The organism is Sinorhizobium chiapasense, assembly GCF_036488675.1.
In the GTDB taxonomy this organism is placed as follows: domain Bacteria; phylum Pseudomonadota; class Alphaproteobacteria; order Rhizobiales; family Rhizobiaceae; genus Sinorhizobium; species Sinorhizobium chiapasense.
Genome location: NZ_CP133151.1, coordinates 134,073 through 147,125, shown reverse-complemented (window position 1 = coordinate 147,125; position 13,053 = coordinate 134,073). Strand labels below are relative to the sequence as shown.

Genomic DNA, 13,053 nt, shown 5'->3' with positions numbered 1-13,053 from the left:
GGTGCGGCCCGCGGCGCGAATGCCGCGCGGCCGTACGCCCGAAAGACCCGACAGCCCCCCGACAGCTGTTGTCGCGCGGCTCCCGATTACGCGATCTCGTGAGGAGGAGAAGATCATGACCTTGCAGCAACCGGCGCTGCCGGCGATGGCAGTGGCGGCGCGCCCGGCCAGACGGCGGGACTGGAGCCGCCTGTCCCAGGAAATCGGCATGCTCGCGCCGGCGGTCATCCTGCTGACGGTTTTCCTTGTCGTGCCGTTCCTCCTGTCTTTCTGGACGGCGATGACCAACCAGCCGCTGGTGCCGCGCCCGACCCCCGTTCGCTTCATCGGCTTCACCAACTTCCTGCGTATCTTCAAGGACGATCTGTTCTGGACATCTCTCTGGAACGTCTCGCGCTTCACCTTCTGGATCCTGCCGGTGCAATGCGGCCTGGCTTTCGCCACCGCGCTGCTCCTCCACCAGAAGCTGCCCTTCCGCAACCTCTTCCGCGGTCTGTTCTTCCTGCCCGCGATCACCTCGATGGTCGTCGTCTGCGTGATCTGGGGAACTCTCTTCCAGTATCCGACCGGCCCCCTAAATCAGGTGATCGGCTTCCTCTCCGGTGGTCACATCCAGCCAATCGACTGGCTCGGCGACCCGAACTGGGCGATGTTCTCGATCGTGCTCTTGTCGGCATGGCAGGCCTACGGCTTCCAGATGATCGTCTATCTCGCCGGCCTCCAGGGCATTCCGGACGAACTTTATAATGCCGCCCGTATCGACGGCGCCAACGCGTTGCAGCGCTTCTGGCACGTCACCATGCCGGGCCTGAGGCCGACCCACGTCTTCGTGCTGGTCATCACGACAATCCAGGCGTTCAAACTCTATACCCAGGTCGCGATCCTGACCCAAGGCGGCCCGAAAAGCAGCACCGAGACCGTAGTCCACTACATGGTGCGCTCCGGTTTCGAGGAGCAGAAGCTCGGCTACGCTTCGGCCGTGTCGGTCATTCTCTTCCTGATCGTTCTCGTCATCGCGCTCCTGCAGCGCCAGCTCCTGAGGCGTTTCGATGTCTGATCTCGCAATCCCCACCCTGCACACAGAGGCAAAGCGCGAGCGCTCCGCGATCGGTTCGCTACGCGTCGTCCAGACAGCCTCGATCCTCGTGATCGCCCTCGTTATCGTGTCGCCGCTGTTCATGCTCTTGATCGCCAGCCTCAAGGACGACCGCTTCCAGATTCTGGCCGATATGGGAAGTTTCCGGGCCTTCTGGGTCTCCAACCCGACGCTCTCGAATTTTGCCGAGGTGAGCAATCTCTCAGGTGAGCTGGCCTTCGGCCGCTATCTTGTGAACTCGCTGTTCATTCTCGCCTGCACGGTCGGCGCCGGTCTGATCGTCAATTCGATGGCGGGGTTCGTGCTCGCCTGGGGTTCGCTGCGCGGCCGCGCGCTGGTCCTGTCCCTGGTCATTGCTCTCTACGTGATCCCGCAGGAGAGCATCATCATGCCGCTCGTCATCATGGTTTCGCGGGCCGGCATGACCGACACTTTTGCGGTGCAGATCGTCCCCTGGATCGCGAGCCCCCTTTACATCTTCCTGTTCTACCAGTTCTTCGCCCAGCTTCCGAAGGAGCTCTTCGAAGCGGCTGAAATGGACGGCGCCTCGGTCTTCCGCATCTACCGTTCGATCTTCCTGCCCTTGAGCCTGCCGGCGCTCGCCACCGTCTCGATCCTCATGGGGATCGAGAGCTGGAACCAGTATCTCTGGCCCATCCTGGTAACGCAGACCGATTATGCCCGACCGATCGCTGTCGGGATCGCCACCTTCTTCGGTCAGGACAGCATCTATTGGGACCGTGCCATGGCAGCGTCCGTCCTGATGATGATCCCGATCCTCGCTCTCTACCTCGCCTTCCAGCGCTGGTTCGTGAGTTCCTTTATTGGTTCCGCCGTGAAAGGTTGATCAATGACAGGCCATACGCCCCCCTCTTCCCTTCTCGACGGCAGCCTGAGAACGCTGAAGGCTGCCCTCGCCGCCGGGACCACGCTCCATGCGTGGCTGAAGCCAGTCGATACGGGTACGCCGGCCGAGCTGAAAGCGAGCCAGGACGGACAGGAAATTGGCCGGGTAACGGCGCGAAACACCGAGGAGTTCGAGTTCCGGGCGCTGCTGATCGAAACCGCCGGCGAAACTTCTTTTAGCTATGACGCCACGACCACCAAACTCTCCATCGTCTATGCTTTCTCGGAAACGGACGTCTTGGAAAAAGGCATCGTTGTTCTTTACAGCGGCGAGGCCAATTCGACACCCCTTGTTCCTGGCGGCTATCACTTCCGCCCGCCTTTCGGCTGGATGAACGACCCCAACGGTTTCGGCCGTTTCGGCGACAAGGTTCATCTCTTCTATCAGCACTATCCCCACAGCCTGCGCTGGAACACGATGCATTGGGGCCATGCAGTCTCGGATGACTATCTCCGCTGGAAGCACCTTCCGATGTTTCTGTTTCCGTCGGCGGGACTCTCGGCTCGCGCCGACGGCCGCGGCGGCGCCTTCTCCGGCTCGGCAATTCCCCTTGCTGGAGAGGAGCCAGGCCTCCGCGTTTTTTTCACCGAGCAGGTGAAAGACCGCGAGCCGGAAGAGCAGATCCAGTTGACTGCCGTCAGTCGCGATCAGATCGGCTCCGGGCCGGCGGAGATCATCCTGCCGGAACGGCCGGCCGGCCTCGGCCTGACACTCGATTTCCGTGACCCCTATGTGATCAAAGGTCCGGACGGACGCTGGAAGATGCTCCTCGGCAGCCGCGATCATGCGGGGGGAGTGATCCTGCTCTACGAGACAGCCGATCCGGACGCCGCGGTTGGCTGGAGCTTCGTCGGAATTCTTCACCGCGAGAACCGCTTCGGCATGACGGCGGCCGAATGCCCTTGCATGGTGCCGGTCTGCGGTCCTGCCGACGATCCACAAACCCGTTGGGCGCTGATCTTCGGACTGCTCACCAGCCGCGATCCGGCAACGGCGCGACGCAACATAACGCTTGCAACCGTCGGCCGCTTCGACGGCAGCACCTTCGTCAAGGAATTCGAGCAGGAACTCGATTTTGCCACCGACGCCTATGCCTTCCAGGCCTTCGTCGACCATTCCGGCCCCGTGGGCATTGCGTGGCTTGCGAACTGGACGGAGATTTCGAAGAGGATCGATTTTCCCACCGCCATGACGCTCCCCCGCCGGGTACTGCTTGATGAGGGTGTGTTGCTGACCCCACCGGTCGATGAGGTCGACAGCTTGCGCCAAGATTTGATCGACAAGCGCCGACTGCTTTCCGGAGACAAGGTGGAACTCGCCAGCGGAGCGGTTGAGATCGTGATCGATCTCGCCGCCCCCGGCGCCGCCTTCGATCTCGAATTCGACCATCCCGACGTCGAGCTCGGTGTCCGGCTCGATCCGGAGGGCCTGAGCATCGTCTACGACGTTCCCGACGGCAAATTGCTGCCCCGCTACATCGCAGCCGGAGCAACGCCCTCGACGTTTCGCATATTTCTCGACATGGGGTCGATCGAGGTCTTTGCCGATAACGGTCGCTGGACGGGGACCAAGCGTTTGCCCGGATTTGCAGGCGTTCGTTCCGCCTACCTCAGCGCGCCCAAAGGCAACGTCGCCGCCGCAAAGATCTGGCAGCTCAAGCTCTAGCAGAGACTTAAAAGGAGAAATTTCATGGCATCCGTCTCGATGGATCAGGTTCGCAAACAATACGGCGCCGTTCCGGTGATTCATGATATCTCCATGAACATCGAAGATGGTGAGTTCGTCACCCTCGTCGGCCCTTCCGGCTGCGGCAAGTCGACCCTGTTGCGCATGCTTGCGGGACTTGAGGACATCAGCGGCGGCGAGATCCGCATCGGTGGCCGCCTCGTCAACGACGTGGCCCCGAAGGAGCGTGACATCGCCATGGTCTTCCAAAACTATGCCCTTTATCCGCACATGACCGTCGCGGAAAACATGGGCTTCGCGCTTAAGCTGAAGGGTCAGGAGGACAGAGCCACGATCGAAAAGAGCGTGCGCGAAGCGGCCGACATCCTGGCGCTCGGGCCGCTGCTCGATCGCCTGCCGAAGCAGCTTTCCGGTGGCCAACGGCAGCGCGTGGCAATGGGACGAGCGATCGTCCGCCAGCCGCAGGTCTACCTGTTTGACGAGCCGCTGTCGAACCTCGACGCCAAGCTCCGCGTCACGATGCGCGCCGAGATCAAAGATCTGCATCAGCGTCTGAAAACCACCACGGTCTACGTCACCCACGATCAGATAGAGGCGATGACGATGGCCGACCGGATCGTCGTCATGCGCGGCGGCAACGTCGAGCAGATCGGTAAACCGTTGGAACTTTACGACCGGCCCGCCAACACCTTCGTCGCCACCTTCATCGGCTCGCCTGCGATGAACCTCTTCGAGGGGGCGATCGCCAATGGGCAGTTTGTCACCCATGGCGGGGTAGCGCTTCCACTACCCGATGGCTATCAAGGCGGGACAGCGGCGGTCTACGGTGTCCGTCCGGAACATCTGACGATTGGCGAGCATGGTGTCCCCGCCAGCGTGGTCGTGGTCGAGCCGACCGGGTCCGAAACACATGTGCTGGCGAAGATCGGCCCGGCAGACGTAAACCTCGTGCTGCGCGACCGGATCGATCTTCAACCCGGCCAGACGGTCATGGTCGCCCCCGACATAAGAAGGGTCCACTTGTTTACATCGCAGGGGCTACGCGCAAACTGATTGGCTCTTCGCGCACCGGGAAACCTGGTATCAGCAAGCGTTACGGCAACGCCTTGGATAACGACTATTAGGCTTCTCTGGATTCGCTATCTCGCGAATGCTCCGCAGCGTTGCCGGACGCGCCATTGCGCCGGAATGGCAACTGCTTACGAGGCGGTGCAATGCCAATCGGTCATTCAAGGGGCATAAGGTGGCCGCCCTTCCCGAAAGGCCGGCAGTTTAGGCAAGGGCGGCGGTACCGTTGTCAAACATGGAGGGGTCTTCGAGAACATTCGCCGTCAGCATTGCGCCTTCGAGGGTGGCGAGCACCTGCAGCGCGCTGTTTTGAGACAATCCTGCCTCCATTAGTTTGTCGATTCCGAGCAGGAAGAACCTTTTCACTTCCTCCCTGACTTCACCGGCCAAATCTTGCGACGTCGCCCCCAACGCGCCGCACAGGCACATTCTCCCGTCGCGATGTAGAGCAACGCGAAAGACTTGCCGCCAAGCTTCGACGATATCGTCGCCGCCGGCGATTTGGTGGTCGACGGCTGCTAGAAAACGATCCGTGTATCGGCGGGCGACTGCTGCCGCGAGCTTCTCCTTAGTCGGAAAATGATAGTGAACGCTGGCGCTCTTCACGCCTACGTCGACAGCAATCTCGCGAAAGCTAAAGCCACTGTAGCCTGCCCGGCGAATCCGCTCCTCCGCGGCGTCCATTATCGCATCTGTTGTTTCGCTCATTTCTTATAGCCTTTTAGATGCCGTTCTCGATCTATCAGTAGATAGGCTAATCCAACCCGGAAAGCAACGCGAACAAAATTTGCCTATCTATCGGTAGATATGTCTTGCAAGTCGCGGAAGGAGCAGCTAAGCAATCGCCACCTATCTATCGCTAGATAGACAGAACAATTACCGAACCGAAAGGAAGCTCCTATGAGCACTGGCAACAAGCAAAAGCGCATCCTCCTCGTCATGTCCTCGGTTGACGAAATGGGCATCAGCGGCAAGCAGACCGGCACGTGGTTTCATGAACTCGCCGCGCCCTACTATATTTTGACCGAAGCCGGCCATGAGGTCGTGTTCGCCTCTCCCCGAGGCGGCGAAGCTCCGATCGACCTTCTCAGCATGAAGGCGCCGTTTACCACCGAATATACAGACCGCTTCCTGGCCGATCCGGTCGCGATCTTTGCTGCTCGTAATACCCGCAAGCTGCGCAACATCGACTACAGCACGTTCGACGCTGTCTTCTTCCCCGGTGGTTACGGCCTGCTGTGGGATCTCGCCTCCGACTCCTTCGCCATCAAGCTGATCCGTGACTTTCACAAGGTGGGTCGTCCGATCGCCATGGTGTGCCATGCGCCGGCGATCCTGCGCGACATCAAAAAGGACGATGGGCAGTACCTAGTGAAGGGCATAACCCTCACCGGCTTCAAGAACGCCGAAGACACCGAAATCGAACTGCTCCACCACCTGCTGTTCTCGCTCGAGGACGAACTCAAGAACCGCGGTGCCGACTACCAGAGCAAGGCGAACTGGGAACCGAACGTCGTCATCGATGGCGTCCTGATGACGGGTCAGAGTCCGGCTTCTGCCGTGCCGCTCGCCGAAGCCCTTGCTGAGCGTCTCGGCTAAATCCTGAGCTTCTGGGGCGCTCAAGAGCGCCCCAGAAAGAGAAGCTTTCAAGCACCAAGAGACCCTAAATTGGCGCCGTGTCAACGGTTGTCGGGCGCCACGCCGATATTCGAAGACGTTGCGCGATCGGACCTGCCTTCCGCGTGATACGACTGGCTTTCGATGACCAACTTTCCCGTAGCGCAAAGCCCTGTCGATAATCAAAAGTGAGATTTCTCATGGGCGGATTGGGAGGGCGGCATCCCAAGCTTTCGGCAATCTTGGTCAGCCGGTCGCTGTTGTCGCGCTCATCCGCTTCGCTGTCGTCGGCACTGCGAAGCAGCCGCACCAGAGGTTGTTCCTCATCGACGAATCCAGCCATATAGTCTGATCCAATGTCGGTCCTTTGCCGTGCAATTCCAACGCGGCAAAGGACTGAGGATAATCAGATCACTCAATGCGCGGAGGCAATGGTCGATTCACGAAATGAGATCGCTGGAATGAGAAGCAGGGCGACGATTGCTAATATGCCAACGCCAGCAATTGCATTTGGAAGCCCAATGACCTCGGCGGCGTGACCGATGAGTGCGGGTCCGATCAAAATTCCAGCATAACCAAGCGTTCCCGTCGCGGCGATTGCTTGGGGGGCCGGCATCGATCGCTGTACCGCAGCGAGCGAGAACAGGATCGGGACGATATTTCCCGCGGCCAGCCCTGCGATGGTGATGGCTGCCAAAGTCACAGAGACAGTCTCGGCGTAGGCGGCGAAGATTATACCCAAAGCAGCCACTGAAATGCCGACGACGAGCATCATGGACTCGCCGAGGCGTTCAACCGCCTTGTCCCCCACAAATCTACTAACGGTCATCGCGATTGCAAAGAGAGCATAGCCGCTGCCCGAAAATGAAACTTCCAATTTCTTGGAGGTCAGCAAAATGGCTCCCCAGTCGAGCATCGCACCTTCCGCTAGGAAGATGACCATCAAAAGCAAACCGACCGCGAGCACCCTTCCTCTGGGAACCGCAAAAATCGCCCCGTCGGAAGCTGGCTTCGTTTTAAGAAATCCGGGTACCGCGCAAACAATACAAATGATCATAACCAATGATGCCACGGCGGAAGCGGCGAGGACGCCGGGCCCGACCGCGATAAGGAAAGTCATTCCTGCCGCCCCGACCAGCCCGCCAATACTGTAGACGCCGTGAAACCCTGACATCAGGGGCACGCCTGCAAGATTTTGAACTTCGGCTCCATGCATATTGGTGGCGACATCAATCGCGTCAATTGAGCAACCAAACAGCAGAAGTGCAATTGCGAGGATTATCGGGTTCGCCATCGCCGCCATGAACGGCAGCACCGTGGCTAGACCCACAGCCCCGGCAATCAAGACTGGCCTGCTTCCTACCTTGTTGGAGACTATACCTGCAGTCGGCATGCCCACGACCGCGCCAAGGCCAAGGCACAGAAGCACCGATCCCAGGGTCGCAGAATCTGCGTCAATGCGGCTTTGCGCGTATGGCACCATCGGTGCCCAGCACGCCAGCGCGAAGCCTGAAATGAAGAAGGAAAGCCGCGTAGCGCGCTTACTGTCTCGCAACTGCATATCAGCATCGGGGTTGATCGCAGAATTCCTGCGGGCCAGCTCCAATTTCGAATCTGTCATGGACCCATCTTTTGATTTCCTGAGGTCCAGCCATCTAACTCTGGAACGGAGAACGGGTTTTCGATATAATGCCGACTTATGTCGCTAATCCGTCAAGAACAGGATCTGCATGCTTAAGCTTATGCGCGGGCCCACCCGATGACCATCACTGGATTCTGCCGACGGGCAAATGCGCGAGTTCCGACTTACGTCAACGCTTATCACGACGATCGATCCGGCGTTGCCGATGGGCAGCGTCAGTGCGGTGCAACAGGCGTGGGCGCGCAGGTAACCTGCCGCCTTCAGGTCGACGTCGAGCGAGTCATCATCTTCATGGGTTGGCGACGACAGGCCAGTCGAAACTTGATCGCCCGGTGGGTCACTTCCTCGCATCCGGCGTTCCCAGAGGTTTTAGCCGGCTCGGGATCGCGACGCTTTCAAGTTGAAACGGCAACATCGACTAGGCGGTAAGCACCCGGACGGTTGCCCGGCTATGTTAGTGCCCGCCCCTGCTCTGTAAATTCGGGTGCCACTTGCTACGTCTACGACACTACTCCGCTGCCCCTCCTCGGCGGGCTTGGAAAGGTGCTGCAGCGCTCGCGCACTATCGTCACGACCGCGATTTGCACCAATGCAGCATAGATCAGTCAGGTTCGCGATGATCCGCCACGCCCTTCTTCCAATACCCGCTCGCATGAACCGCGCAGGTTTCAAGCGATTGTTGTTTTTTTAGCTCGGTCCTGATCGCCGAAACCTGGCCTGATTCTGCCGCCACCCAAACCAGGGAACCCGATGGGATGGATAGATCCTTAGCAGCATCAACCAGTATCTCGCCGAGCTCGCGGCAGAGCCAGCGCACTGAAATTGCCGCCTCTGCGCTAACGGACTGCATCTCTTCAGCATTCGCGATCTCAATGAACACTCGCGCTTCCGCTGTTGTAGGAAGCGCCTCCACGATGGCCGAAACAGCTGGCAAACCGGTCTCGTCGGCGAAAAGGAAGTAGTTCCTGATTTCCGGATTAATTGAGATTCCGCTCCGCGCGTTCGGCCTGCTTATTTCCAATATATCGCCTGATTCTGCTCGGGACGCCCACCTGGATATGTTGCCCTCTTCGCCGTGCAAGACGAAGTCGAGTTCAAGTTCACTCGTCCTCGGATTGAATCGCCTAACAGTATAAGCGCGCCCAGCGTGCCGGAACCCATCGGAGTCTCGAACGAAGACTTTTATGTATTGACCGGGCAAATCTGGTCGCAGCCCCGACACGTTCTGCGCATCCACCGTTATGCGCTTCAAGAGTGGGGTTATCAACGTGGCTTTTTTTACAGTTACACTGAAGACATCGTAGGGGGGATTTACATCCGCTTTGTTCATATCCGCACGGCCTCGTCGCTATTGTCCTACATTTACCAGGCGTTCTGGAGAAGTTTAAAGGACTTGCGCGGCGGCCGATATTGAGGAACGGACAGCCTCTAGCGATATCCTGACATCGCCCAACTGGTTATGAGTTTTTCTGGCTCAGCATCGTTGAGCTTGTGGCGGCGGCGAAACGCTGTGCTTCTTGACGAACCTCGTTGCCCTACAAAAAACATTAGGCCCGCTACATCTTGCACCCTTTCGCCGAATGAGGATCCGTCTTTCGCAAAACCCACATTACGTCCATCGCCGGACCCTTAGCCTGCGTGTTTGACGTGGTCAGCGCTTAGCAAAGGACCTGCCCTTTTCGGCATACTGTTTTGGGGGAAGACCCATGACCCGACGGAACATGGTGGTGAAGGCGCCAATATTCCCGTAGCCCGCTTCGAGCGCGACAGATGTCAGCGACTGCCCCGCTGAAAGACGGGGTAAGCTTGAAAACACTATCGCCTGTTGGCGCCATTTCAGAAAGCTTACGCCAGTCTCTCGGCGGAAAAAACGCGTGAAGGCTCTGCGGCTCATCCCGAGCTTCCCGGCCCAATCATTAATATGATCGTTAGGCGTTGGAGCTTCCAAGAAGCCACGGCATAGGCCTTCCAGCCTCATATCTGACGGGAACGAGAGCACGAGATGTTTCTCTTCCAGATTCGTGATCTCTTCGAGCAGAAGTTCTTGCACTAGACAAGACCTTGTGTTTGCGACGGCAGTTTCCTTCAGCTTGACGGCTTCCAGCAAGAGGCTACGAGCAAGATCCGTCACTTCAAAAACAAAGGGCTCTTGCCGCCCAACGCCCTCTGTCGGATTCAAATAGACGGAAACCATCATTACGTCGCTCAGGACGATCTGAGAATGTGGCAGCCCAGCAGGCAGAACGAAGCCATGACCGGGCGGCGTCATGAGGCGCCGGCCGTCTGTTTCTACGAGGACCACACCGGCAAAGACGCAAACAAGTTGGATACGGGAGTGGAGATGGCGGGTAACAGCGTGCGCCGACGGGTAACGATGCGATCGAAACATGACACGCTGGTCGCCAAGAGCCTCATCGCCATCACCGAGCATTTCGAGTGTCGTGTTCGACGCTGATATCGTGCGATCATAGTCCATCATGACACTCTTTGATTTGCCCCGTGCCTGGCTCTAACGGGTGCGAAAAGGAAACGAAGTCGGTAGGATAATCTGTTCCGTCCTCTCCGCGGTTTCGGGCCACGTGCAAACACCTGTTAAGGCTGCAACTTGGCAGCGCCGAAACCAGGTGCCCAGGCTGCGATACAATCCATGGCTGCGCAGTAGGCGCCGAATCCCGCCTTTGCGACAATGTCGGGGCGGGCGCGTTGCGTCTCTCGTGCGGAACTGGGGGCCAGAATATCAGCCGATCCAGCGAGGCAATATCTGCCGACGGCCAATATTTATTGATGACGCGACACCGCCCCGGCCGGAGTCGCGATCGACGCCTCCCGCCCGTGGCCTCAGAGCGGATGTTTGTCGAACTGGATCGCGCGACGATTTATCGATATAATCTGCTCCTATGTTGCGCTCTCGTCAAAACGACTCCGATCCTGACTTCGCTTCCGCTCCTGTCGTAGGCCGAGTCGAAACCTGGTCCTCGAGAGAAGCATCTTTCCACAATCACCGGCGCCACCAACTGATTTACGCAATAAAAGGTGTGATTCACGTATCGACACAAGCCAGCAGATGGGTGCTTCCTCCCACCCGGGCCTTGTGGATATGCGCAAATACTGACCACAAATTGAGCGTGGCGAGAGCAGCCGAAATCCGCGTTCTTTACATCGACCCAAAGGCTATTTGTGCACCGACCTCATCGTCGTGTGTTGTAGTGGAGGTGACGCCGCTCGTACGTGAGTTGATCTCGTCGTGCGCGGGTCTGTCGTGGGATTACCAGTCAGGTTCGAAGGAAGCTCGGCTTTGCGAGGTTTTGCTCGACCAAATCGCGACGCTCGACCGCTCGCCTGTCGATCTTCCTGTTCCCACTGATCCACGGGGTTTGCGGATAGTGGAAATCCTCAAGCGCGATCCCTCAAGTCGCGAACCACTCGCCTCATTGGCTGCACGAGTGGGCGCGAGTTCAAGAACCGTCGAGCGCATTTTCGTGCGGGAAACCCATCTTGCGTTCGGTGCCTGGCGTCAACGGCTCCGCTTGCTGGCGGCACTTGAACTTCTGGCCTACGGAGAAGCTGTGACCAATGTCGCCCTGGATGTCGGTTACGAGTCCGCCTCCAGTTTTGTAGCAGCGTTCCGCGAAACGTTCGGAACAACACCCGGCCGGTTCTTCAATTGAGCCGCCCCGGTTTATATGAGCACACGCTTCCAACATCTCACCCGAGTGCCGGCTCGATTTGTGCAGCAACTCCAAAGATTTGTGTCGCTGTGTCGGCGCTCGGTCATAGTTTCTGCCGCCGACCTGCGAAAAAGCTGCAGTAAACCTCTTGCGAACCCGTTGGCGGATGGCAGACCCGGTGTTCCTTCAGCGCACCTGCCTTACGGGTTGACCGTCTGCACGGAGGGTCATCCTGCTGCAGATGAAATGGCCAGTTAGGGAGTGGCAGGTGTGTGACGGAAGCTGGAAATGCAACGCAAGGCGCGCGTTTGGATGGGACTGTGATTGCTGGCGATCGCAGTAAGATCGACGTGCCGAAAACGTTCCACTTCGGATGGAATTAGCGGGTTAACCCCGTGCGAAAAGGGCTGGGCTTCCCCCTGTATGCACGAAAATCACATCACTGCCTGCCGGGATCGTCGCCCCGAGGGATGCGATCAAACCAGCGAAGACCTTTCCCGTATATGTAGGATCCAGAAAAACCCCTTCGGCTTCTGCCACCTTGCGGATTGCAGCATTTCCTTCTTTGCTGGCGATCCCGTATTCCGGTCCGATATGATCATAATTCAGCAACAAATCTTCCGCATCCCAGCGCCGATCGACACCGGCAAGGCGAGCAGTGTCATTTGCCAACGAGGCCGCGCATTCGCGCGATGCAAAGGACGCAGTCGTAATAACGATGCCGAGAACCTGAGTGTTGGGCAGATATCGCGCGCATCCTGCGACAAGGCCCGCGAACGTGCCACCCGAGCCCATTGCGACGACGATGTAGTCCGGATGTCTTTGTCGTTGCGCATCGAACTGCTCTCGCAGCTCTTTGGCGCACTCCACGTAACCAAGCGCTCCCAAGGGACTCGAACCGCCAATCGGGATGACATAGGCACGCTCGCCTGAGGCCTCCAGTTCTGCCTTGCGCTCCAGCATAAGGTCCACGACGATGGCGTTGAAGTCGTCACGATCGTGAAATTCCAACTCCGCGCCCAAAAGTTCATCGAGAAGCAGGTTTCCCGAGGGGTTCGGCGGCAATTGCCCGCGAAGCAGGGCTAAAGACCGCATGCCATGTTTCCTGGCGACAGCCGCAGTTTGCCGAACATGGTTTGATTGCGCGGCCCCCGCCGTGATGAGGATGGTTGCCTTTTCAGCTTTGGCTTCGGCGAGAAAATACTGGAGCTTTCTAATTTTGTTTCCGCCGCCGCCCAGGCCGGAAAGATCGTCCCGCTTCGCGCTGAGCGAAATGCCGAGTTCACGCCCAAGGTTTTCCCAGTTGTCGATCGGGGTTGGGAAGAAGCCAAGTGGGACCAAATCAACTTGATCTGTCATCGCGCTAACC

Annotated in this window: 12 protein-coding genes; 6 read left to right on the top strand and 6 right to left on the bottom strand. The window is 58.5% G+C overall.

The genetic code is table 11. The annotated features are described in order from the left end of the window. Nucleotides 1-115 precede the first annotated feature (115 nt). Genes RB548_RS23410 through RB548_RS23395 form a run of 4 tightly spaced genes read left to right on the top strand, consistent with a single transcriptional unit; the run spans nucleotide 116 to nucleotide 4,742 of the window. On the top strand, nucleotides 116-1,057 hold the full coding sequence (locus RB548_RS23410; RefSeq protein WP_331375689.1) for a carbohydrate ABC transporter permease: 942 nt from the start codon (nucleotides 116-118) through the stop codon (nucleotides 1,055-1,057). Continuing rightward, complete coding sequence (locus RB548_RS23405; RefSeq protein ID WP_331375688.1) at nucleotides 1,050-1,943, top strand: carbohydrate ABC transporter permease; 894 nt, start codon at nucleotides 1,050-1,052, stop codon at nucleotides 1,941-1,943. Before RB548_RS23410 ends, RB548_RS23405 begins: the two co-directional genes overlap by 8 nt. Nucleotides 1,944-1,946: 3 nt before the next feature. Then, nucleotides 1,947-3,668 carry a glycoside hydrolase family 32 protein gene (locus RB548_RS23400; protein ID WP_331375687.1) on the top strand — a complete coding sequence of 574 codons (1,722 nt, stop codon included), beginning with the start codon at nucleotides 1,947-1,949 and terminating at the stop codon, nucleotides 3,666-3,668. A gap of 24 nt (nucleotides 3,669-3,692) precedes the next feature. Further along, nucleotides 3,693-4,742: an ABC transporter ATP-binding protein gene (locus RB548_RS23395; RefSeq protein WP_331375686.1), complete on the top strand. Its 1,050-nt coding sequence runs from the start codon at nucleotides 3,693-3,695 to the stop codon at nucleotides 4,740-4,742. Nucleotides 4,743-4,961: 219 nt separating this feature from the next. Here RB548_RS23395 and RB548_RS23390 read toward each other — a convergent pair whose 3' ends face one another. Further along, nucleotides 4,962-5,465, bottom strand: coding sequence for a TetR/AcrR family transcriptional regulator (locus RB548_RS23390; RefSeq protein ID WP_331375685.1), 504 nt, complete (start codon nucleotides 5,463-5,465; stop codon nucleotides 4,962-4,964). Nucleotides 5,466-5,657: 192 nt separating this feature from the next. On the opposite strand from RB548_RS23390, the gene RB548_RS23385 reads away from it, so the two are divergent. Beyond that, the gene (locus RB548_RS23385; protein WP_331375684.1) at nucleotides 5,658-6,356 is read left to right on the top strand and encodes a type 1 glutamine amidotransferase domain-containing protein; all 699 of its coding nucleotides are present in this window, start codon (nucleotides 5,658-5,660) and stop codon (nucleotides 6,354-6,356) included. 64 nt (nucleotides 6,357-6,420) lie between these two features. Here RB548_RS23385 and RB548_RS23380 read toward each other — a convergent pair whose 3' ends face one another. From RB548_RS23380 to RB548_RS23365, 4 genes are all read right to left on the bottom strand, one after another. Then, nucleotides 6,421-6,717, bottom strand: coding sequence for a hypothetical protein (locus tag RB548_RS23380; RefSeq protein WP_331375683.1), 297 nt, complete (start codon nucleotides 6,715-6,717; stop codon nucleotides 6,421-6,423). Nucleotides 6,718-6,789: 72 nt separating this feature from the next. Next, nucleotides 6,790-7,995 (bottom strand): MFS transporter, encoded by a 1,206-nt coding sequence (locus tag RB548_RS23375; RefSeq protein ID WP_331375682.1) that lies wholly within the window; start codon nucleotides 7,993-7,995, stop codon nucleotides 6,790-6,792. Nucleotides 7,996-8,617: 622 nt separating this feature from the next. Continuing rightward, nucleotides 8,618-9,346, bottom strand: a complete 729-nt coding sequence (locus tag RB548_RS23370; RefSeq protein WP_331375681.1) for a siderophore-interacting protein — start codon at nucleotides 9,344-9,346, stop codon at nucleotides 8,618-8,620. A gap of 321 nt (nucleotides 9,347-9,667) precedes the next feature. After that, entirely contained in the window at nucleotides 9,668-10,492 is an 825-nt protein-coding gene (locus RB548_RS23365) for an AraC family transcriptional regulator (RefSeq protein WP_331375680.1), read from the bottom strand. A gap of 421 nt (nucleotides 10,493-10,913) precedes the next feature. Between RB548_RS23365 and RB548_RS23360 the strand changes: the two genes are divergently transcribed. Further along, nucleotides 10,914-11,684, top strand: coding sequence for a helix-turn-helix transcriptional regulator (locus tag RB548_RS23360; RefSeq protein WP_331375679.1), 771 nt, complete (start codon nucleotides 10,914-10,916; stop codon nucleotides 11,682-11,684). 387 nt (nucleotides 11,685-12,071) lie between these two features. Here RB548_RS23360 and RB548_RS23355 read toward each other — a convergent pair whose 3' ends face one another. Beyond that, complete coding sequence (locus tag RB548_RS23355) at nucleotides 12,072-13,043, bottom strand: 1-aminocyclopropane-1-carboxylate deaminase/D-cysteine desulfhydrase (protein WP_331375678.1); 972 nt, start codon at nucleotides 13,041-13,043, stop codon at nucleotides 12,072-12,074. Nucleotides 13,044-13,053 lie beyond the last annotated feature (10 nt).

Coding starts and splice junctions, on each gene's coding strand:
- RB548_RS23410 (WP_331375689.1), top strand. CDS start 116: ATGACCTTGCAGCAACCGGCGCTGCCGGCGATGGCAGTGGCGGCGCGC.
- RB548_RS23405 (WP_331375688.1), top strand. CDS start 1,050: ATGTCTGATCTCGCAATCCCCACCCTGCACACAGAGGCAAAGCGCGAG.
- RB548_RS23400 (WP_331375687.1), top strand. CDS start 1,947: ATGACAGGCCATACGCCCCCCTCTTCCCTTCTCGACGGCAGCCTGAGA.
- RB548_RS23395 (WP_331375686.1), top strand. CDS start 3,693: ATGGCATCCGTCTCGATGGATCAGGTTCGCAAACAATACGGCGCCGTT.
- RB548_RS23390 (WP_331375685.1), bottom strand. CDS start 5,465: ATGAGCGAAACAACAGATGCGATAATGGACGCCGCGGAGGAGCGGATT.
- RB548_RS23385 (WP_331375684.1), top strand. CDS start 5,658: ATGAGCACTGGCAACAAGCAAAAGCGCATCCTCCTCGTCATGTCCTCG.
- RB548_RS23380 (WP_331375683.1), bottom strand. CDS start 6,717: ATGGCTGGATTCGTCGATGAGGAACAACCTCTGGTGCGGCTGCTTCGC.
- RB548_RS23375 (WP_331375682.1), bottom strand. CDS start 7,995: ATGACAGATTCGAAATTGGAGCTGGCCCGCAGGAATTCTGCGATCAAC.
- RB548_RS23370 (WP_331375681.1), bottom strand. CDS start 9,346: ATGAACAAAGCGGATGTAAATCCCCCCTACGATGTCTTCAGTGTAACT.
- RB548_RS23365 (WP_331375680.1), bottom strand. CDS start 10,492: ATGGACTATGATCGCACGATATCAGCGTCGAACACGACACTCGAAATG.
- RB548_RS23360 (WP_331375679.1), top strand. CDS start 10,914: ATGTTGCGCTCTCGTCAAAACGACTCCGATCCTGACTTCGCTTCCGCT.
- RB548_RS23355 (WP_331375678.1), bottom strand. CDS start 13,043: ATGACAGATCAAGTTGATTTGGTCCCACTTGGCTTCTTCCCAACCCCG.